This window comes from Streptomyces sp. NPDC046866, from assembly GCF_040704625.1.
Taxonomy (GTDB): domain Bacteria; phylum Actinomycetota; class Actinomycetes; order Streptomycetales; family Streptomycetaceae; genus Streptomyces.
In genome coordinates this window covers 262,602-280,903 of record NZ_JBEYXN010000003.1, presented here as the reverse complement: position 1 = coordinate 280,903, position 18,302 = coordinate 262,602, and the positions used below count along the sequence as shown (strand labels likewise).

The 18,302-nt window shown below is 69.9% G+C and carries 26 protein-coding genes; 2 read left to right on the top strand and 24 right to left on the bottom strand.

From position 1 onward, the window contains the following. Nucleotides 1-7: 7 nt before the first annotated feature. From rpsH to rfbB, 24 genes are all read right to left on the bottom strand, one after another. Nucleotides 8-406, bottom strand: a complete 399-nt coding sequence (gene rpsH, locus AB0953_RS07285) for a 30S ribosomal protein S8 (protein ID WP_042812335.1) — start codon at nt 404-406, stop codon at nt 8-10. Between the two features lie 218 nt (nt 407-624). Then, complete coding sequence (locus AB0953_RS07280; protein WP_003956452.1) at nt 625-810, bottom strand: type Z 30S ribosomal protein S14; 186 nt, start codon at nt 808-810, stop codon at nt 625-627. A 5-nt stretch (nt 811-815) separates the two neighbouring features. Then, complete coding sequence (rplE, locus tag AB0953_RS07275) at nt 816-1,367, bottom strand: 50S ribosomal protein L5 (protein WP_351878340.1); 552 nt, start codon at nt 1,365-1,367, stop codon at nt 816-818. Continuing rightward, nucleotides 1,367-1,678, bottom strand: coding sequence for a 50S ribosomal protein L24 (gene rplX / locus AB0953_RS07270; RefSeq protein WP_360624186.1), 312 nt, complete (start codon nt 1,676-1,678; stop codon nt 1,367-1,369). The genes rplE and rplX overlap by 1 nt, the downstream gene beginning before the upstream one ends. A gap of 2 nt (nt 1,679-1,680) precedes the next feature. Further along, nucleotides 1,681-2,049: a 50S ribosomal protein L14 gene (gene rplN, locus AB0953_RS07265; RefSeq protein ID WP_003956455.1), complete on the bottom strand. Its 369-nt coding sequence runs from the start codon at nt 2,047-2,049 to the stop codon at nt 1,681-1,683. A 99-nt stretch (nt 2,050-2,148) separates the two neighbouring features. Then, nucleotides 2,149-2,430, bottom strand: a complete 282-nt coding sequence (gene rpsQ, locus AB0953_RS07260; protein ID WP_079429300.1) for a 30S ribosomal protein S17 — start codon at nt 2,428-2,430, stop codon at nt 2,149-2,151. Then, nucleotides 2,430-2,654, bottom strand: coding sequence for a 50S ribosomal protein L29 (rpmC, locus tag AB0953_RS07255; protein WP_125540842.1), 225 nt, complete (start codon nt 2,652-2,654; stop codon nt 2,430-2,432). Before rpmC ends, rpsQ begins: the two co-directional genes overlap by 1 nt. After that, nucleotides 2,654-3,073, bottom strand: coding sequence for a 50S ribosomal protein L16 (gene rplP / locus AB0953_RS07250; RefSeq protein WP_125540843.1), 420 nt, complete (start codon nt 3,071-3,073; stop codon nt 2,654-2,656). Before rplP ends, rpmC begins: the two co-directional genes overlap by 1 nt. A 5-nt stretch (nt 3,074-3,078) precedes the next feature. Further along, nucleotides 3,079-3,918, bottom strand: coding sequence for a 30S ribosomal protein S3 (gene rpsC / locus AB0953_RS07245; RefSeq protein ID WP_114053739.1), 840 nt, complete (start codon nt 3,916-3,918; stop codon nt 3,079-3,081). Beyond that, complete coding sequence (gene rplV, locus AB0953_RS07240) at nt 3,918-4,265, bottom strand: 50S ribosomal protein L22 (RefSeq protein ID WP_030201575.1); 348 nt, start codon at nt 4,263-4,265, stop codon at nt 3,918-3,920. Before rplV ends, rpsC begins: the two co-directional genes overlap by 1 nt. A gap of 43 nt (nt 4,266-4,308) precedes the next feature. Continuing rightward, complete coding sequence (rpsS, locus tag AB0953_RS07235; RefSeq protein ID WP_114053738.1) at nt 4,309-4,590, bottom strand: 30S ribosomal protein S19; 282 nt, start codon at nt 4,588-4,590, stop codon at nt 4,309-4,311. A 12-nt stretch (nt 4,591-4,602) separates the two neighbouring features. Further along, entirely contained in the window at nt 4,603-5,439 is an 837-nt protein-coding gene (gene rplB / locus AB0953_RS07230) for a 50S ribosomal protein L2 (RefSeq protein ID WP_114053737.1), read from the bottom strand. Between the two features lie 40 nt (nt 5,440-5,479). Further along, nucleotides 5,480-5,803, bottom strand: coding sequence for a 50S ribosomal protein L23 (gene rplW / locus AB0953_RS07225; RefSeq protein WP_114053736.1), 324 nt, complete (start codon nt 5,801-5,803; stop codon nt 5,480-5,482). After that, nucleotides 5,803-6,453: a 50S ribosomal protein L4 gene (gene rplD, locus AB0953_RS07220; protein ID WP_366858413.1), complete on the bottom strand. Its 651-nt coding sequence runs from the start codon at nt 6,451-6,453 to the stop codon at nt 5,803-5,805. The genes rplW and rplD overlap by 1 nt, the downstream gene beginning before the upstream one ends. Before the next feature lie 4 nt (nt 6,454-6,457). Beyond that, nucleotides 6,458-7,102, bottom strand: a complete 645-nt coding sequence (rplC, locus tag AB0953_RS07215; protein ID WP_366858412.1) for a 50S ribosomal protein L3 — start codon at nt 7,100-7,102, stop codon at nt 6,458-6,460. Nucleotides 7,103-7,116: 14 nt separating this feature from the next. Next, a complete protein-coding gene (gene rpsJ / locus AB0953_RS07210) occupies nt 7,117-7,425 on the bottom strand; it encodes a 30S ribosomal protein S10 (protein WP_003948644.1) in 309 nt (102 codons plus the stop codon). Between the two features lie 584 nt (nt 7,426-8,009). After that, nucleotides 8,010-9,185 carry an N-acetylmuramoyl-L-alanine amidase gene (locus AB0953_RS07205; RefSeq protein ID WP_366858411.1) on the bottom strand — a complete coding sequence of 392 codons (1,176 nt, stop codon included), beginning with the start codon at nt 9,183-9,185 and terminating at the stop codon, nt 8,010-8,012. 109 nt (nt 9,186-9,294) lie between these two features. Continuing rightward, nucleotides 9,295-11,292, bottom strand: coding sequence for a hypothetical protein (locus tag AB0953_RS07200; protein ID WP_366858410.1), 1,998 nt, complete (start codon nt 11,290-11,292; stop codon nt 9,295-9,297). Between the two features lie 76 nt (nt 11,293-11,368). After that, nucleotides 11,369-12,274, bottom strand: coding sequence for a glycosyltransferase (locus AB0953_RS07195; RefSeq protein WP_366858409.1), 906 nt, complete (start codon nt 12,272-12,274; stop codon nt 11,369-11,371). 10 nt (nt 12,275-12,284) lie between these two features. Beyond that, on the bottom strand, nt 12,285-12,728 hold the full coding sequence (locus AB0953_RS07190) for a DUF2304 domain-containing protein (RefSeq protein WP_366858408.1): 444 nt from the start codon (nt 12,726-12,728) through the stop codon (nt 12,285-12,287). Then, nucleotides 12,728-13,414, bottom strand: a complete 687-nt coding sequence (locus tag AB0953_RS07185; RefSeq protein WP_366858407.1) for a glycosyltransferase family 2 protein — start codon at nt 13,412-13,414, stop codon at nt 12,728-12,730. The genes AB0953_RS07190 and AB0953_RS07185 overlap by 1 nt, the downstream gene beginning before the upstream one ends. A 77-nt stretch (nt 13,415-13,491) precedes the next feature. Next, nucleotides 13,492-14,823: a hypothetical protein gene (locus tag AB0953_RS07180; protein WP_366858406.1), complete on the bottom strand. Its 1,332-nt coding sequence runs from the start codon at nt 14,821-14,823 to the stop codon at nt 13,492-13,494. Beyond that, entirely contained in the window at nt 14,820-15,740 is a 921-nt protein-coding gene (gene rfbD / locus AB0953_RS07175; RefSeq protein ID WP_366858405.1) for a dTDP-4-dehydrorhamnose reductase, read from the bottom strand. The genes AB0953_RS07180 and rfbD overlap by 4 nt, the downstream gene beginning before the upstream one ends. An 11-nt stretch (nt 15,741-15,751) precedes the next feature. Continuing rightward, a complete protein-coding gene (gene rfbB / locus AB0953_RS07170; RefSeq protein WP_366858404.1) occupies nt 15,752-16,729 on the bottom strand; it encodes a dTDP-glucose 4,6-dehydratase in 978 nt (325 codons plus the stop codon). 84 nt (nt 16,730-16,813) lie between these two features. On the opposite strand from rfbB, the gene rfbA reads away from it, so the two are divergent. Beyond that, entirely contained in the window at nt 16,814-17,689 is an 876-nt protein-coding gene (gene rfbA, locus AB0953_RS07165; protein WP_366858403.1) for a glucose-1-phosphate thymidylyltransferase RfbA, read from the top strand. Next, the gene (gene rfbC, locus AB0953_RS07160; RefSeq protein ID WP_366858402.1) at nt 17,686-18,288 is read left to right on the top strand and encodes a dTDP-4-dehydrorhamnose 3,5-epimerase; all 603 of its coding nucleotides are present in this window, start codon (nt 17,686-17,688) and stop codon (nt 18,286-18,288) included. The genes rfbA and rfbC overlap by 4 nt, the downstream gene beginning before the upstream one ends. The last annotated feature ends 14 nt before the right edge of the window (nt 18,289-18,302 follow it).

Below are 18,302 nucleotides of genomic sequence, written 5' to 3'. Positions count from 1 at the left end.
TTCCCGACTACCAGACGTAGGCGAGGACTTCCCCACCCACGCCCTTCTTCTGCGCCTGCTGGCCGGTCAGGAGACCGTGGGACGTGGAGATGATCGCCACGCCCAGGCCGCCGAGGACCTTCGGCAGGTTGGTGGACTTCGCGTACACACGCAGACCCGGCTTCGAGATTCGCTTGATGCCGGCGATCGAGCGCTCGCGGTTCGGACCGAACTTCAGCTCGAGGACGAGGTTCTTGCCGACCTCGGCGTCCTCGACCTTCCAGCCGGTGATGAAACCCTCCTGCTTGAGGATTTCCGCGATGTGCGACTTGATCTTGCTGTGCGGCATCACGACGGAGTCGTGGTACGCCGAGTTAGCGTTACGCAGACGCGTGAGCATGTCTGCGATCGGGTCAGTCATGGTCATGAATCGGCCTTCGGCCTCTCTCGCCGGGGTTTCCTGTATGCGCCATCCCTCTCCCCACACAGGGGCGGGACGGGTGCGGCGCGGGGACCTACGGCGTAGTAAGTCGACGGGCGGCGGGCGCCCAACCCCAATAGCCTACGCCATGGGGCTGGGCACTCCGCCGACCCAGATGCTTACCGAGAGCGTCCGGAACCCTCAACACCCAAAGGGTGAAGGGATTACCAGGAGCTCTTGGTCACGCCCGGCAGCTCGCCACGGTGAGCCATCTCACGAAGGCACACGCGGCACAGGCCGAACTTGCGGTACACGGAGTGGGGGCGGCCGCAACGCTGGCAGCGGGTGTACGCACGCACACCGAACTTGGGCTTGCGGGCAGCCTTCGCGATCAGAGCCTTCTTCGCCATCTCGCTTACGCCTCCTTGAACGGGAAGCCGAGGTGACGAAGGAGCGCACGGCCCTCAGCGTCGTTGGTCGCCGTGGTCACCACGGTGATGTCCATACCCCGGACGCGGTCGATCTTGTCCTGGTCGATCTCGTGGAACATGACCTGCTCCGTGAGACCGAAGGTGTAGTTGCCACGGCCGTCGAACTGCTTCGGGGACAGGCCGCGGAAGTCGCGGATGCGCGGCAGCGCGAGCGACAGGGTGCGGTCCAGGAACTCCCACATGCGGTCGCCACGGAGGGTGACGTGGGCACCGATCGGCTGACCCTCGCGCAGCTTGAACTGCGCGATGGACTTGCGGGCCTTGGTGACGGCCGGCTTCTGACCGGTGATCGTGGTGAGGTCGCGAATGGCGCCGTCGATCAGCTTGGAGTCGCGGGCGGCGTCGCCCACACCCATGTTGACCACGATCTTCACGAGGCCGGGGATCTGCATGACGTTCTCGTACTTGAACTCGTCACGCAGCTTGCCCGCGATCTCCTCGCGGTACTTCGTCTTCAGACGCGGAGTGGTAGCCATCAGATGTCCTCACCCGTGCGCTTGGCAACGCGGATCTTGTTGCCCTCGTCGTCGAAGCGGTAACCGACGCGGGTGACGACCTTCTTGCCGTCCTTCTCCACGACCAGCTGGACGTTCGAAACGTGGACGGGGGCCTCGGTGATCACGATGCCGCCGGCCTGGTTCGGACCAGCCTTGGTGTGCTTCTTGACCCGGTTGACACCCTCGACCAGGACGCGGTTCTCGGCGGGGAAGGCCGCGACGACCTTGCCCTGCTTGCCCTTGTCCTTGCCGGTGATGACCTGGACCAGGTCGCCCTTCTTGATCTTCATGCTTACAGCACCTCCGGCGCGAGCGAGATGATCTTCATGAACTTCTTCTCGCGCAGCTCACGGCCCACGGGGCCGAAGATACGGGTGCCGCGAGGGTCGCCGTCGTTCTTCAGAATGACGGCGGCGTTCTCGTCGAAGCGGATGTACGAGCCGTCCTGGCGGCGGCGCTCCTTGACGGTGCGAACGATGACCGCCTTGACGACGTCACCCTTCTTCACGTTGCCACCGGGGATCGCGTCCTTGACGGTGGCGACGATGACGTCACCGATGCCCGCGTAGCGGCGGCCGGAGCCACCGAGAACACGGATGCAAAGGATCTCCTTGGCACCAGTGTTGTCGGCGACACGAAGCCGCGACTCCTGCTGGATCACGTCTATCTCCTGTTTGTCTGCCGGTTCCCGGCAGGGGCCCGTTTCCGGGACCCCTGCCGAGCCTGGCGGAACGAATCCGGGGGAAGGCCCCCGGACTGATTACTTGGCCTTCTCGAGGATCTCGACGATGCGCCAGCGCTTGCTCGCCGACAGCGGACGCGTCTCCATGATGAGGACGCGGTCGCCGACACCGGCAGCGTTCTGCTCGTCGTGAGCCTTGAGCTTGTTCGTACGGCGGATGACCTTGCCGTACAGCGCGTGCTTGACGCGGTCCTCGACGGCGACGACGACGGTCTTGTCCATCTTGTCGCTGACGACCAGGCCCTCACGGGTCTTGCGGAAGCCGCGCTCGGTCTTCTCAGTCACGTTCTTCTCGCTCATCAGGCGTTCTCCACCGTCTCGATGCCGAGCTCGCGCTCGTGCATCAGGGTGTAGATCCGGGCGATGTCCTTGCGGACGGCCTTGAGCCGGCCGTTGTTCTCGAGCTGTCCGGTCGCCGCCTGGAAGCGGAGCTTGAACAGCTCTTCCTTGGCCTCACGCAGCTTGGCAACGAGCTCCTCGTTGCCCAGCTCGCGCAGTTCCGACGCCTTGGTACCGGCCGCCATCACGACTCACCTGCCTCGCGCTTGACGATCCGGCACTTCATCGGCAGCTTGTGGGCCGCACGAGTCAGAGCCTCACGCGCAATCTTCTCGTTCGGGTAGGACAGCTCGAACATGACCCGGCCGGGGTGCACGTTCGCGATCCACCACTCCGGGGAACCCTTACCGGAACCCATGCGGGTCTCGGCGGGCTTCTTCGTGAGCGGACGGTCCGGGTAGATGTTGATCCAGACCTTGCCGCCACGCTTGATGTGGCGGGTCATCGCGATACGCGCGGCCTCGATCTGACGGTTGGTCACGTACGCCGGGGTCAGCGCCTGGATGCCGTACTCGCCGAATGCGACCTCAGTGCCACCCTTGGAAACGCCTCCGCGCTTGGGGTGGTGCTGCTTGCGGTGCTTGACCCTACGAGGGATCAGCATGTCGGTCAGGCCTCCGTTCCGGTGCTCTCGGCCGGAGCGGCGGCAGCGGCCTCGGCCTTGGGGGCCTCGGCAGCAGCAGCCTGCTGCGGCTTGCGGCCACCACGGCCGCCGCGCTCGCCACCGCGGCCACCACGGCCGGCGGGACGGTCGCCAGCGCCGGCACCACGGGCCGGGCGGTTACCCGCGCGGGCCGCAGCGTTCTCGGCGCGAACCTCGGCGATGTTCTTGACGTCGCCCTTGTAGATCCAGACCTTCACGCCGATGCGGCCGAAGGTGGTCTTGGCCTCGAAGAAGCCGTAGTCCACGTTCGCGCGCAGCGTGTGCAGCGGCACACGACCCTCGCGGTAGAACTCGGACCGGGACATCTCGGCGCCGCCGAGACGGCCACCACACTGGATCTTGATGCCCTTGGCGCCGGCCTTCATGGTGCCCTGCATGCTCTTGCGCATGGCACGGCGGAAGGAGACGCGGGAGGACAGCTGCTCGGCCACGGCCTGGGCAACCAGCTGAGCGTCGAGCTCGGGGTTCTTGACCTCGAGGATGTTCAGCTGGACCTGCTTGCCGGTGAGCTTCTCGAGGTCACCGCGGATGCGGTCGGCCTCGGCGCCGCGGCGGCCGATGACGATGCCCGGACGAGCGGTGTGGATGTCCACACGCACGCGGTCACGGGTGCGCTCGATCTCAACCTTCGAGATGCCGGCGCGCTCCATGCCGGACGTCATCATCCGACGGATGGCGACGTCTTCCTTGACGTAGTCCTTGTACAGCTTGTCGGCGTACCAGCGCGACTTGAAGTCGGTGGTGATGCCGAGCCGGAACCCGTGCGGGTTTACCTTCTGGCCCATTACCGGGTTCCTTCCTTGCTGCTGACGACCACGGTGATGTGGCTGGTCCGCTTGCGGATCCGGTAGGCACGGCCCTGGGCGCGCGGACGGAACCGCTTCAGGGTCGGGCCTTCGTCAACGAACGCCTCGCTGATGAACAGCGAGGAGGCGTCCGTGTGGTTGTAGTTGTGCGCGGCGTTGGCAATGGCGCTGTCCAGCACCTTGCCGACCGGCACGCTCGCGGCCTGCGGGGCGAAACGCAGGACCGCCTGAGCCTCCGTGGCATCCATGCCACGGATGAGGTCCACCACGCGGCGGGCCTTCATGGGCGTGACGCGGATGTACCGCGCCTGGGCCCTGGCTTCCATGGTTGTCCCTTCGGTGTAAGTCATAGTCGTTCCCACCCCGCTTCTAGCGGCGCTTCGACTTCCGGTCTTCCTTGACGTGGCCGCGGAAGGTGCGAGTCGGCGAGAACTCGCCGAGCTTGTGGCCGACCATGGACTCGGTGACGAACACCGGGACGTGCGTCTTGCCGTTGTGCACCGCGATCGTGTGACCCAGCATGCTGGGGATGATCATCGAGCGACGGGACCAGGTCTTGATGACGTTCTTGGTACCGGCTTCGTTCTGGGCGTCCACCTTCTTCAGGAGGTGGCCGTCAACGAAGGGTCCCTTCTTGAGACTGCGCGGCATCTAAACCCGCTCCTAGCGCTTCTTGTTCGTCTTGCGGCGGCGGACGATGTACTTGTTCGAAGCCTTCTTCGGCGAACGAGTACGACCCTCCTTCTGACCCCACGGGCTGACCGGGTGGCGACCACCGGAGGTCTTGCCCTCACCACCACCGTGCGGGTGGTCAACCGGGTTCATCGCGACACCGCGGACGGTCGGGCGGACGCCCTTCCAGCGCATGCGGCCGGCCTTGCCCCAGTTGATGTTCGACTGCTCGGCGTTGCCGACCTCGCCGACCGTGGCGCGGCAGCGCGCGTCGACGAGACGGATCTCACCGGACGGCATACGAAGGTGGGCCATGGTGCCCTCCTTCGCCAGCAGCTGCACGGAGGCACCCGCGGAGCGGGCGAACTTCGCGCCGCCGCCGGGACGCAGCTCGATGGCGTGGATGGTCGTACCGACCGGGATGTTGCGCAGCGCCAGGTTGTTGCCGGGCTTGATGTCGGCCGTCGGGCCGTTCTCAATCCGGTCGCCCTGCTGCAGGCCGCGCGGCGCGATGATGTAGCGCTTCTCGCCGTCGGCGTAGTGCAGCAGCGCGATGCGCGCGGTGCGGTTGGGGTCGTACTCGATGTGCGCGACCTTGGCCGGCACGCCGTCCTTGTCGTGACGACGGAAGTCGATCACGCGGTAGGCGCGCTTGTGGCCACCGCCCTGGTGGCGAACGGTCACACGACCGGTGTTGTTACGGCCGCCCTTGCTGTGCAGGGGGCGGACCAGCGACTTCTCCGGCGTGGACCGCGTGATCTCGACAAAGTCGGCGACGCTGGAGCCACGACGGCCCGGGGTCGTCGGCTTGTACTTGCGGATACCCATTTCTCAGTCCTCGTCCGATTCCGGACGACTCAGGACTCCGTTAGGAGGCCTGGCCGCCGAAGATGTCGATACGGTCGCCCTCAGCGAGGGTCACGATGGCGCGCTTGGTGTTGGCACGCTTGCCGAAACCGGTGCGGGTGCGCTTGCGCTTGCCCTGACGGTTGATCGTGTTGACCCCGGTGACCTTGACCGAGAAGACCGCCTCGACGGCCTGCTTGATCTGGGTCTTGTTGGCGCCGGGCGCGACGATGAACGTGTACTTGTTCTCGTCCAGCAGCGCGTAGCTCTTCTCCGAGACAACCGGCTTGATCAGCAGGTCGCGCGGGTCAGTGAAGGTCTTGCTGGTAACGGTCGCCTCGGACATCAGGCGTCGCTCCCTTCGGTCTCATCGGCCTTGGGGCCAGACACGAAGGACTCCAGCGCGGCCTGGGTGAAGACCACGTCGTCGGAGACGATCACGTCGTACGTGTTCAGCTGGCCCGGCTCCAGGATGTGCACCTGGGGCAGGTTGCGGGCGGACAGCCACGCGGCCTCGTCGGAGCGCTCGGCGACCAGGAGCAGGTTCTTGCGCTCCGTGATCTTGCCGAACAGCGTCTTCGCGGCCTTGGTGGAGACGGCACCCTCGACCACGCCGGTGATGACGTGGATGCGGGAGTGACGCGCACGGTCCGAGAGGGCACCGCGGAGGGCGGCGGCCTTCATCTTCTTCGGGGTCCGCTGCGAGTAGTCACGCGGCACGGGGCCGTGGACGACGCCACCGCCGGCGAACTGCGGAGCGCGGGTCGAACCCTGACGGGCGCGGCCGGTGCCCTTCTGGCGGTAAGGCTTCTTGCCACCACCACGGACTTCGCCACGGGTCTTGGTCTTGTGCGTGCCCTGACGGGCCGCGGCCAGCTGCGCGACAACGACCTGGTGGATCAGCGGAACGCTGGTCTTCGCGTCGAAGATCTCCGCGGGGAGCTCGACGGTACCGGCCTTGTCGCCTGCCGGCGAAAGGATGTCAATGGTGCTCATTACCTCAAGCCCCCTTGGCCGCGGTACGGACCAGGACGAGGCCGCCGTTCGGACCGGGGACCGCGCCCTTGATGAGGAGCAGACCCTTCTCCGCGTCCACCGCGTGGATGGTCAGGTTCTGGGTGGTGACGCGCTCGTTGCCCATACGACCAGCCATGCGCACGCCCTTGAAGACGCGCCCAGGGGTGGCGCAGCCACCGATCGAACCGGGGGAGCGGTGCTTGCGCTGCACACCGTGACCGGCGCCGAGGCCCCGGAAGTTGTGGCGCTTCATGACACCGGCGAAGCCCTTGCCCTTGCTCTTGCCCGTGACGTCAACCTTGACGCCGGACTCGAACACGGCCGCGGTGATCTCCTGGCCGAGCGTGTACTCGGCGGCGTCGGAGGTGCGGAGCTCCACCAGGTGGCGGCGGGGGGTGACGTCGGCCTTGGCGAAGTGGCCCTTGAGGGGCTTGTTCACCTTGCGCGGGTCGATCTCGCCGAAGGCGATCTGGACCGACTCGTAGCCGTCGGTGTCGTTCGTACGGACCTGGGTGACGACGCAGGGACCGGCCTTGACGACGGTGACCGGGACGACGCGGTTGTTCTCGTCCCAGACCTGGGTCATGCCGAGCTTCTCGCCCAGGACGCCCTTGATCTGCTTTGCCATCTTCTCGACGCCTCTCAGAGCTTGATCTCGATGTCGACGCCGGCCGGAAGGTCCAGGCGCATCAGCGAGTCAACGGTCTTGGGCGTCGGGTCGAGGATGTCGATCAGGCGCTTGTGCGTGCGCATCTCGAAGTGCTCGCGCGAGTCCTTGTACTTGTGCGGCGACTTGATGACGCAGTACACGTTCTTCTCAGTGGGCAGCGGCACCGGGCCCGCGACCGACGCACCAGTGCGGGTCACCGTCTCGACGATCTTCTTCGCCGAGGAGTCGATGACCTCGTGGTCGTAGGCCTTGAGCCGGATGCGGATCTTCTGTCCCGCCATGGCTACTCCGTAGTCCTGTCTCTTGTGGAAACGCTCTGGCCCTCGGGCGGCTGTGGATCACTCCACCGCTTCTCTCCGACCCCCGCGGTCGGGCGTGTCGCACTCCCGCCAAGAAAATTCCCACACGGAAATTCCCTTCTCAGGGGGTGCGGTGCCTGGACCGCGGATCGGGGGAGAAACACCCTCCGAGCGCCTGGCCTGCACCGTGCTGACGCTTCCCGGAAGATTCCCGTACGTCCGCCCCATTGCTGCCCCGAGAGGCAGATAAAGGCGACGAGTACCGTGGGACTCGCTTCCGGTCCTCCCGGCGGGAGGCGCGCAGCATCGACACTCAGCCGAGCAACCCGAGTAGTCTGCCATACAAGACACGTAGTGCGCCAATCGGGCCGAAGAGAATACCCCGCGACGCTGAGTGGTCAAACAGCGGCACGCAGGCGGGGCCTCGTTCCGGGCGCTTCGCGCATGTCCAGCCTCGTCCGCGTTTGAGGCGCGGGATCCGGGGCCGCAGGGCACGCCGCGCGGCGGAGTCGCACATCCGGCACAGCGGCAAGGGGCGGGGAGGGGAAGCGGCTCCGCGCAGCGGCTCACCAGCCGGACACGGCGTCCGCCGTCCTGATCCGCTCCAGCTGTGCATACAGGGCGTCGCCCGGGCACTCGGTGGCAAAGCCGTCGCGGTGGCCGGAGACCGCCCGGAAGGGATACGCCCGCCCGGCCGTGAAGGAGGCGCCGGAGAAGTTCCTCTGCGTGGCGCCCGCGGTCAGCGTCGTGGTGCCGTCGAGGACGCCGCCGTACTGGCCCAGCTTGTACGCGGCGACCCGCGCGACCGCGGCCAGGGCGGCCGGCGGGGCCCCTTCGGCGGTGTGCTCGCCGAGCACGGCGATGCCGGACGACTCCGCGTTCCAGCCGCCGGTGTGCGCGCCGCGGACAGGGCGGTCGATGCCGCCCTGCCGGCCCTCGAAGACCGTGCCGCACCGGTCGACCAGGAAGTTGTAGCCGATGTCGCGCCAGCCGTTGGCCTTCACGTGGAAGACGTGGATGGCCCGGACGATCGCCGCGGACTGCGCGCAGTCGTACGGACGGGCGTCGGCGGTGTGGTGGACGAAGACCGCCTTGATGCGGCCTCCGGGCAGGTAGACCGGCCCCTCGGTGTCCAGGGTCTCGTCGGCGCCCCAGGCGATGCGCGGCACCACGGCCGGCCGGGGGGCGGTGGAGGCCGGCCCGGGCGGCGCCGGCCGCGGGGCCGGGGGCTGCCGGCGGGCGGACGCGGGGCCGCTCCGCTGCGCCGGGGACGCCGGGTCCGGGCCGGGGTCGACCAGGGCCGCCTCCAGACCGGCCGGCAGGGCCCCGCGCCCGCGGATGCGGACCTCGGCGCCGTCGGACGGGCCGACCCAGACGGGTTCGGTGGAGCCGCGGGCCCCCGGGCGCGGGCCGTCGAGGCCGGGCGCGACCGGCTCCAGGGCGGTCCAGGGCGACCAGCGGCCGGTCGCGGCGTCCCGGGTGCGGGCTTCGACGGTGCCCGCGAGCTCCGCGGAAGGGTCCGTCCACGAGACGCCCAGCAGGGCGAAGGGCCTGGTCCGCTGCCGGTCGAGCCCCGCCGTGCCCCGGCCGCCGGGCGTCAGGGCCAGCCGGTACAGCGCGGCCCCGCCGTCGGCGGGCAGGGATCCGGCTGCGGCTCCGGCCGCGGCTCCCGGCAGGCCCCATGACGCCGAGGCCCCGAGGAGCAGGGCCAGGGCCGCACCCCGCACACGATTCGGTTTCACGTCCGTTTTCCCCACCTGTGGATGTCGGATGAGATGACACCCGTGCAACGGCGGGGGCTGCCGGCGGATACGGGCAGCCGCCAGGGAGTGCGGCCCGGGCCGGGGGGGCTCAGCGGCGGGAGGCGTTCTCCTCCTGTTCGGCGGCCTTCTGCTCGGCCGCCTTCTTCGCCTTCTGCTTCGCCTGCTCGGCTTTCCGCTTGTCCTGCTCGGCCTTCGCCTTCTCCCGCTCCGCCTTCTCCTGCTCGGCCTTCTTCCGCTCGGCCGTCTCCTGCTTCATTCCGCAGACGGCCGGCCACTGATCGGCCCGGATGCCCGCGCACCAGATGAAGTCCTGGATGGTTCCCGGCTTCCAGTCCTTCTTCTGGATCTCCTCGCAGTCCTTGACCGGCGAGAAGCGCGGGCAGCCGCCGCCCGGCAGCTCGATCTTGTGGGCGCGGTACGCGTCGATGCCCATCGCGTCGGGGTCCGCCGAGGGCATGTACCGGTTGATCGACCAGGACGCGCCCATGGTCGCGAACAGGGCGAGCACGCACACCATGCCGGCGGCGAGCTGGCGCACCACCCGCCGCGGCACGATCCGCGCCGCGCCCGCACCGGCCGCACCGCCGGCCGCGGCGGCAGCGGGGCGCAGCGTGCGCTCGATCCACCCGGTGCCCCGGTGCACCGCGGCCATCACGCCGAGCACGGCCAGGATCATCAGGCAGTACATGATGATCCAGGTGGTCCGCGGGTAGAGCTGGACGGCCTTGTCGTGGGCCATGTGCGAGGCGAACCAGAACCGGGCGAGCCAGGCCCCGGCCAGCACGGCGGCGGCGGTGCGGACCATGACGCTGCGCAGGCCCAGCCCGAGGCCGAGGCCGACCCCGAACAGCAGGAGCAGCGTGAACCCGGTCTGCCCGGCCATCTCGCCGGCCACCGGCCAGGTCTGGTACGTCAGCGTGCCGGAGCGGTCCGAGACCCAGCCGAGGACGTACGCCGGGTCGGCGTAGACGGCGAGGAAGGCGTAGCGGTCGGGGTTGTCCGCGCCGAGGCGGACCATCTGGTACAGCAGCGGGGAGCCGACGGCGAGGGTGGTCACCAGGGTGGCCCCGAGGAACAGCCCGGCCTTGCGGGCGGCCGCGCCGCGCCCCCACGGGAAGAGGAACAGGGCCAGCACGGCGGTGCCGGGAGCGGCCCAGACGTACCAGCCGGAGTACCAGAGGAACAGCACGCCGAAGACCAGCCCGAGGCCCGCCCCGCGCCGCAGCAGCTGCCCGGTGGTGAGCCCGTCGGGCCGGCGCATCCGGCGCAGCCAGTACCCGAGCAGCGGCAGCAGCACGATCATGACGATGTGGCTGTACGGCCGGATCGGGTCGAGGAAGAGGACGGCCGAGGGCACGGCGATCAGCAGGGCCCAGAAGGGCCGCAGCAGCACCCGCCAGGCCAGGTACGCCACCGGCCCGGCCACGGCGGTGAAGAAGATCTGCAGGTCGTGCAGGGCCATGCCGGTGTCGCCGCGGCCGTTGTAGCGGATCTCCGCCCACTGGGCCATCAGCCAGGGGAAGGCGGGCGGGTAGATGCCCGACATCCCCTTGCCGTGGAGGAACGAGTTGGCCATGTCGGTCAGGACGCCCGGGTCGCCCTCCTGCCCGCCGAGCGGCCAGGGCGTGCCGCGCAGGGCGACGACGACCCCGCCGGCGAGCACGCCGGTGGCCAGGCCCGCCAGGGCGGCGCAGACCAGCCCCTTGACCAGCCGGTGGCGGCGCGCGGACCCGCGGTGGGCGGTGTACAGCAGCAGCGCCAGCAGCGGGAGGCCGATGAGGGCCGCGATCTGCTGGAGGGAGGCCAGGGCGCTGACCTGCCCGAGGCGGACGAGCGGGTTGACGGCGATGGTGGCGGCGCACAGCCAGGTGTAGCCGAGGGCCGCGGTCAGGCTGACCAGGGCCTCGGAGGCGGCGCGGACCCGGCGCCGCGCCATCCACCCGCGCCGCCGCGGGGTTCCGGACGACGGGGCCGTTCCGGAGGACGGCGCCGCTCCGGCCGCTCCCGCGGCAGCGGTCCGCGGCGTTCCCGTGCGGTCGGGCGCGGTACCGGGCTCTCCGACGACCTCGGTGGCCAGCTGTGTCATCTCAGTCCAATTCGGTCGCGGGTGGTACCGCGGGGCCTGCCGGCCCCGGCGGCCGCGGTCTTCGGGGGCTGCGGCGTCAGCCGTCGGCTCTGCGGCCCGCCGTGAAGGCGTGCCGGGTGAGCGTGCGCAGGCCCTCGCGGTGTCCGCGGCGCAGCGCCCCGGGGAGCATGGTGAGCGCATGGAGGCGGGAGGCGCTGTGGAAGCGGGCGGCGCGGGCGGCCCGGTGCCAGCCGCGGGCGTCCATGCGCGCGGCCACCGCGGAGAAGTACCGCTCGGCCTCGGTGAAGCGGGTGCCGGAGAACGCCTGGACGGAGGACTCGCTGACGGCGTGGCGGCGGTAGCGGAACACGGTGGCCGTCTCGTCGATCACCATGCGCTCGCCGGCCTCCAGGAGGTCGACGACCAGGGCCAGGTCCTGGATCACCGAGTAGTCGTCCCGGAAGTTGACCTTGCGCAGGGCGTCGCCGCGCCAGCAGATCGACGGGAAGTACAGCCAGTTCCCGCGCAGCACGCTGGCGGCGAGCTCCTCGCCGCCCATCACGCGCCGGCCGTCGACCTTGGGGGCGTACAGGCGGCGCTTGGTCTGGTCGGCGAGCCCGTACGCGACGTTGCCGTCGCCGTCGATCACCTCGACACCCGGCTGGACCATGCCGATGCCCGGGTGCGCGTCGATGATCTTGCGGACGGTCTCCAGGTAGTGCGGGTGCAGCAGGTCGTCGCAGCCCATGATCACCACGTGGTCCGCCTCGGAGAGGCTGACGCACTTCTGGAAGTTCTTCGTGATGCCGAGGTTCTGCTCGTTGCGCAGGTAGTGGACCCGCTCGTCGCCGAGTGCGGCGAACCAGCCCGGGACGTCCGGCTCCTTGCCGTCGTCGATGACGACGAGCCGGAAGTCCGGGTCGGTCTGGGCCAGGACGCTGCGGACGGCGTCCTGCATTAGCTGCACGTCCCCGTAGTAGGGGAGCATGAAGTCGAAGGTCACCACGGCAGCGTCAGGCCTTCACGGTCTCGGAGTCGGCGTTCGCCCCGGAGCCGGCGCCCGCGGAGGCCGGCGCCGCCGGGCGGGGCACGTCGGCGTACGTGCCGAGGCGCTCCTCGTTGTGCCGTACGCCCTCGTTGAGGGCCACGGTGCGGGCGAGGTCGGTGAGCTTCTTCTCCAGGGAGCGGAAGCGCAGGAAGGTGTTGAGCGTCAGGAAGCCCATCGCCAGCACCATCACGTACAGCACCAGGTCGGTGCCGCGGCCGACGCCGAGCCGGTGCGCGACCCAGGTGACGTCGGTCGGGCGGAGCACCGCGTACACGTTCACGACGACGAACACGGAGAACGCGATGCGCTTCCAGGCGCGGTTGCGGGCCTGGCCCCAGGTGCGTATGAACACCAGGGCCATCGACACCGAGCCGGCGATGAGCAGCAGCTGGATCCAGAAGTACTTCATCAGCGGCCACGCTCCCGCATGGTGATGTCGAAGACGATGTTGACGCCGTTGATCAGGGACTGGCCCTTGGCGCGCGAGTAGTCCGTGTAGAGGATGTCCACGGGGACCTCCGTGACGCGCAGGTCGGAGGCGGCCAGGAAGCCGACGATCTCCGACGCGTGCGCCATGCCGTTCATGGTGATGTCCAGCTGCTCGGCCGCCTTGCGGCCGAGGACGCGCAGGCCGTTGTGGGCATCGGTGAGCTTGAGCTTGCGGGCGGTCGGGCTCACGGCGGCAGCCGTGCGCAGCACCACCCGCTTGATCCACGGCACCTGGCCGTTCTGCTCGATGAAGCGGGAGCCGAGGACCACGTCGGCCTCGTCGGCGCGCAGGACGGCGACCATCTTCTCGACGTCGGCGGTCTGGTGCTGGCCGTCCGCGTCGAAGGTGGCGAAGTAGCGGGCGCCGGGCTGGGCGAGCGCGTACTTCAGGCCCGTCTGCAGGGCCGCGCCCTGGCCGAGGTTGACGGGGTGGCGCACCAGGTGGGCACCGGTGCCGGCGATGTGCTCGGCGGAGTCGTCGGTGCTGCCGTCGTCGACGACGACGATGTTCGGGAAGGTCTCGCGTGCTCCCTCGACGACCTCGGCGATCACCTGGCCCTCGTTATAGGCCGGTATGACCAGCCAGACATCGTCGTATTGGGACACGGTAGCTCCAGCGGAATGGGGCACGGCGTGCGTCGCGTGCGCAGTGTTCGGGGGGGCGTCGAGGACCGGCATGGTAGTCACTCCCTGACCGCCCCGGCGCCCAGCGGGCTTGCTTCGCCCGGGTGCCCGGCTCCCCCGGCGGCTCCCCCGGTCGCCCCGGGGAACCTCAGCCTCAGCACCGCCAGCATACCGAGCACGGTGGCAGCGGAGCCGAGGGCGTAGGCCAGGATGACGCGCAGGGCCACGTCGCCCGGCGCGAAAGTGACGCCGGCCAGGACGGCGGTTCCGACGGCCCAGCACATCAGTTGCAGGTTGTGGCGCTTGAACACCATCAGCGCCTGCCCGAGCACCATCGCGAACATGTACGCCACCGTGCCGGCGGACAGCAGGAAGAAGTCGAGGCAGCCGAGCACCGGCTCCGCCCCGAACAGGACCCCGATCAGCCACGGCCCGAGGACGGTGGCGGGCACCCCGCCGGCCAGCCCGAGCAGCCCGACGACCACGCCGATGCGGCGCAGCATCGCCGAGAACGCGGCCCGGTCCCCGGCGGTGTACGCGGCGCTCAACCCGCCCAGCAGCGAGGCCTGGAGCGAGCCGAAGACGAAGAGCGGCACCCGCGCCAGCACGAGGGCGTTCAGCAGGGCTGCGATGAGCACGCTGTCGGCGGGGGCGAGCAGCTTGGTGCTCAGCACCGCCGCGTTGACGACCACCTGCGACAGCAGCGTCGAGCAGATCAGCAGCCCGAGGCCGCCCGTCAGCTCCCGCCAGGCGATCCGCTCGCCGGGCTCCACGGCCCGCAGCAGCGTCGGCAGCGTGGCCAGCACGGCGGCGACGGGGGCGAGGGCCAGCACCAGGCTGAACGCGAGCGCCGACCGGATCCCGAGCACGGCGCAGCCGAAGGCGAGGAGGATGCGCAGCCCGCCGTCCAGGGCGAGTTGGAGCCCGTACGCGCCGAACCGGCCGAGCCCGGCCAGGACTCCGCGGGTCAGGTAGCAGACGGCCATGCCGGTGAAGGCGCCGCCGAGCGCGGCGACGAGCCCGCGGTCGCCGTGGAAGAGCAGGTCGGCGAGGGGGCCCGCGCCGAGGCCGAGGACCAGCAGGGTCGCGCCGAGCATCGCGGAGGTCAGCAGGGCGGCGCGGCGCAGCACGGGGGCGGCGCCCTGGCCGAGGACCGCGCGGGCGGCGACGATCCGGGTGAGCTCCTGCTCGATGGGGAAGAACACGCCGATGCCGACGGACATGACGATCGTCCACAGCACGGAGACGTTGGCCATGGCGTCGGTGGACAGGCTGTGGCCGGCCACCCCCAGGTGGACGTAGGAGGCCGCGCCCAGCACGACGGTGCCGCCGGCCACCGCGACGGTGCCCGGCGGCAGCGCCGCGGTGGCCTTGGCCGTCAGGGACTTCATCCCGCGGCGCCGTTCCGCGCCGCGCCGGCCAGCCGCGTGAACACGGGCGCGGCCATCGCCTCGGCCAGCTGCTCGCGCCAGTCGGGCAGCGGGGCCAGGCCCGCCCCGGCCCACCGGTCGTGCGCGAGCACGCTGAACGCGGGGCGCACGGCCGGGCGGACGAAGGCCGCGGAGGTGGTCGGGCGGATGCGCTCGGGGTCCAGGCCGGCGAGCCGGTAGCTCTCGCGGGCCAGCCCGAACCAGGTGGTCCGGCCGCTCGCGGTGCCGTGGTAGACCCCGCCCGGGGCCCGGCCGCCCAGTGCGGCCAGACCCAGCTCGACCAGGCGCCGGGCCAGGGCGAGCGACCACGTGGGCTGCCCGTGCTGGTCGTCGACCACGTCGAGGGTGTCGCGCTGGGCGGCCAGTTTCAGCATGGTGGCCACGAAGTTGGGCCCGTGCTCGCCGTACAGCCAGGCGGTGCGCACGACGTAGCCGTCGTGCGGAAGCAGCTCGGCGACGGCCTGCTCGCCGGCGAGCTTGCTGCGCCCGTACGCGTTGACGGGGCCGGTGGCGGCGTCCTCGCCGTACGGCTCGGCGGCGTCGCCGGGCAGCACGTAGTCGGTGGAGACGTGCAGCAGGCGCGCCCCGGCGGCGGCGCAGGCCGCGGCGAGGACGCGTACGCCGGTGCCGTTGACGGCGGTGGCGGCCTCCTCGGCGCTCTCCGCGCCGTCCACGTCGGTCCAGGCGGCGCAGTTGACGACCACGGCGGCGCCCTCGACGGCGGTCCGCACGGCTGCCGGGTCCGTGATGTCGAGGTCCGCCCGGCCGAGGCCCGCGGCCTCGATCCCGGCGTCCTTCAGTACGGCCAGGACGTCCTGGCCGAGCATGCCCACGGCACCGGTGACGAGCCAGCGCCCGGCGGGAGGGGCGGGGTTCATGGCGGGCACGGTCACTTCTGCAGCGCTGCCTTGTCCTTCAGCGGCTCCCACCAGGCGCGGTTCTCGCGGTACCAGGCGATGGTCTGCGCGATGCCGTCCTCGAAGCGGACCTGCGGGCTGTAGCCCAGCTCGGCGTTGATCTTGCTGATGTCGATGGAGTAGCGCAGGTCGTGGCCCTTGCGGTCCTCCACGTGCTCGACCATGTCCCAGTCCAGGCCCGCGGCCTCCAGCAGCACGCCGGTGAGCTCCTTGTTGGTGAGCTCGGTGCCGCCGCCGATGTTGTAGACCTCGCCGCCGCGGCCCTTGCGCATGGCCAGGTCGATGCCGCGGCAGTGGTCGGAGACGTGCAGCCAGTCGCGGACGTTGCCGCCGTTGCCGTACAGCGGGACCTTCCGGCCGTCCATCAGGTTGGTGACGAACAGCGGGATGACCTTCTCCGGGAACTGGTAGTGCCCGTAGTTGTTGGAGCAGCGGGTGACCACGACGTCCATGCCGTGGGTGCGCGCGTACGCCAGCGCCAGCAGGTCGGAGGAGGCCTTCGAGGCGGAGTACGGGGAGTTGGGCACCAGCGGCCACTCCTCGGTCCAGGAGCCCTCGTTGATGGAGCCGTACACCTCGTCCGTGGAGATGTGCACGAAGCGGCCGACGCCGTGCTTGCGGGCGGCGTCCAGCAGCACCTGCGTGCCGACGACGTTGGTCATCACGAACGGGCCGGCGCCCGCGATGGAGCGGTCGACGTGGGACTCGGCGGCGAAGTGCACCACCACGTCGTGGCCGGGCATCACCTCGTCCACCGCGACCGGGTCGCAGATGTCGCCCTTGACGAACTTGTAACCCGCGTGTCCGGCGACCGGGTCGAGATTGGCCTCCACACCGGAGTAGGTCAGCTTGTCGAAGACCGTGATCTGGGCGGATGCATCCGCACCGAGCTGCTGGCGGACGAATTCTGAACCGATGAAGCCGGCGCCGCCGGTCACGAGGATGCGCATAGTACGAAGAGTCTAGTCGCTTGTACTACCACCCCACCGGCCCGGACCGCTTCCCTCCGCTTCCTCTCGCATAGGGTTGTGCCCATGCGTGGAATTCTCTTGGCCGGCGGCACCGGATCCCGACTCTGGCCGCTGACCCGGGCAGTCTCTAAGCAGCTGCTCCCCGTCTTCGACAAGCCGATGATCTACTACCCGCTGTCCACCCTGGTCATGGCGGGAATCAGCGAGATCCTCGTCATCACCACCCCGGAGGACCGTGCGCAGTTCGAGCGGCTGCTCGGCGACGGCTCGCAGTTCGGGCTGCGGCTGGAATACGCCGTCCAGGAGCGCCCCGAGGGCATCGCCCAGGCCTTCGTCCTCGGCGCCGACTTCATCGGCGAGGAGTCCGTCGCGCTGATCCTCGGCGACAACATCTTCCACGGCAGCGGCCTCGGCACCCGCCTCGCCGAGCACACCGGCGCCAAGGGCGGCCGCGTCTTCGCGTACCCCGTCGCGGACCCGACCGCGTACGGCGTGGTCGAGTTCGACGAGAACGGCCAGGCCATCTCCATCGAGGAGAAGCCCGAGAAGCCCAAGTCCCGCTACGCGGTGCCCGGTCTGTACTTCTACGACAACCGCGTCGTGGAGATAGCCCGGGGGCTCGAGCCCAGCGCCCGAGGCGAACTGGAGATCACCGCCGTCAACGACGCGTACCTGCGCGCCGGCGAGCTGAACGTCACCATCCTCGACCGCGGAACGGCCTGGCTGGACACCGGGACCTTCGTCTCGATGGTCCAGGCCTCGGAGTTCGTCCGCGTCATAGAGGAGCGCCAGGGCTTCAAGATCGGCTGCATCGAGGAGGCCGCCTGGCGGGCGGGCCTGATCGACGACGCGCAGCTGCGCGAACTGGCCGAACCGCTGCTGAAGAGCGGCTACGGGCAGTACCTCGTGAACCTGCTCGACGAGGAGGGCGGCCGGTGAAGTTCCGCGAACTGTCCCTCGAAGGCGTCTTCGAGGTCACCCCTCAGCTGCACGGCGACCCGCGCGGCCTGTTCACCGAGTGGTACCGCTTCGACCGGCTCTCCGAACTCGTCGGGCACCCGCTGAAGCTGGCCCAGGCCAATCTCTCGGTCTCCTCCCGCGGCGTGGTCCGCGGCATCCACTTCGCCGACGTGCCGCCCGGCCAGGCCAAGTACGTGACCTGCGTCCGCGGCGCCGTCCTCGACGTCATCGTGGACCTGCGGGTCGGCTCCCCGACCTTCGGGCGCTGGGAGGGCGTGCGCCTGGACGACGTGGACCGCCGTGCGGTCTACATCCCCGAGGGCATGGGCCACGGCTTCTGCGCGCTCACGGACGACGCCACGCTTTCGTACCTGTGCTCGGAGACGTACAACCCGACCGGCGAGCACGCGGTTCACCCGCTCGACCCCGATCTGGGCATCGAGTGGCCCGCCGACGCCCCGCAGCTGTCGGCGCGCGACGAGGCCGCCCCGTCGCTGGCCGAGGCCATCGAGACGGGCCTGCTGCCGGACTACGCCGCCTGCAAGCGGTTCACGGAGTCCCTGCGCGTCCAGGACTGACGGCGCCGCCGCCG

Bases quoted from the DNA above. Each gene is read 5' to 3' on its own strand.
- rpsH (WP_042812335.1), bottom strand. From the start codon at position 406: ATGACCATGACTGACCCGATCGCAGACATGCTCACGCGTCTGCGTAAC.
- AB0953_RS07280 (WP_003956452.1), bottom strand. From the start codon at position 810: ATGGCGAAGAAGGCTCTGATCGCGAAGGCTGCCCGCAAGCCCAAGTTC.
- rplE (WP_351878340.1), bottom strand. From the start codon at position 1,367: ATGGCTACCACTCCGCGTCTGAAGACGAAGTACCGCGAGGAGATCGCG.
- rplX (WP_360624186.1), bottom strand. From the start codon at position 1,678: ATGAAGATCAAGAAGGGCGACCTGGTCCAGGTCATCACCGGCAAGGAC.
- rpsQ (WP_079429300.1), bottom strand. From the start codon at position 2,430: ATGAGCGAGAAGAACGTGACTGAGAAGACCGAGCGCGGCTTCCGCAAG.
- rpmC (WP_125540842.1), bottom strand. From the start codon at position 2,654: ATGGCGGCCGGTACCAAGGCGTCGGAACTGCGCGAGCTGGGCAACGAG.
- rplP (WP_125540843.1), bottom strand. From the start codon at position 3,073: ATGCTGATCCCTCGTAGGGTCAAGCACCGCAAGCAGCACCACCCCAAG.
- rpsC (WP_114053739.1), bottom strand. From the start codon at position 3,918: ATGGGCCAGAAGGTAAACCCGCACGGGTTCCGGCTCGGCATCACCACC.
- rplV (WP_030201575.1), bottom strand. From the start codon at position 4,265: ATGGAAGCCAGGGCCCAGGCGCGGTACATCCGCGTCACGCCCATGAAG.
- rpsS (WP_114053738.1), bottom strand. From the start codon at position 4,590: ATGCCGCGCAGTCTCAAGAAGGGACCCTTCGTTGACGGCCACCTCCTG.
- rplB (WP_114053737.1), bottom strand. From the start codon at position 5,439: ATGGGTATCCGCAAGTACAAGCCGACGACCCCGGGCCGTCGTGGCTCC.
- rplW (WP_114053736.1), bottom strand. From the start codon at position 5,803: ATGTCCGAGGCGACCGTTACCAGCAAGACCTTCACTGACCCGCGCGAC.
- rplD (WP_366858413.1), bottom strand. From the start codon at position 6,453: ATGAGCACCATTGACATCCTTTCGCCGGCAGGCGACAAGGCCGGTACC.
- rplC (WP_366858412.1), bottom strand. From the start codon at position 7,102: ATGGCAAAGCAGATCAAGGGCGTCCTGGGCGAGAAGCTCGGCATGACC.
- rpsJ (WP_003948644.1), bottom strand. From the start codon at position 7,425: ATGGCGGGACAGAAGATCCGCATCCGGCTCAAGGCCTACGACCACGAG.
- AB0953_RS07200 (WP_366858410.1), bottom strand. From the start codon at position 11,292: ATGACACAGCTGGCCACCGAGGTCGTCGGAGAGCCCGGTACCGCGCCC.
- AB0953_RS07190 (WP_366858408.1), bottom strand. From the start codon at position 12,728: ATGAAGTACTTCTGGATCCAGCTGCTGCTCATCGCCGGCTCGGTGTCG.
- AB0953_RS07180 (WP_366858406.1), bottom strand. From the start codon at position 14,823: ATGAAGTCCCTGACGGCCAAGGCCACCGCGGCGCTGCCGCCGGGCACC.
- rfbD (WP_366858405.1), bottom strand. From the start codon at position 15,740: ATGAACCCCGCCCCTCCCGCCGGGCGCTGGCTCGTCACCGGTGCCGTG.
- rfbB (WP_366858404.1), bottom strand. From the start codon at position 16,729: ATGCGCATCCTCGTGACCGGCGGCGCCGGCTTCATCGGTTCAGAATTC.
- rfbA (WP_366858403.1), top strand. From the start codon at position 16,814: ATGCGTGGAATTCTCTTGGCCGGCGGCACCGGATCCCGACTCTGGCCG.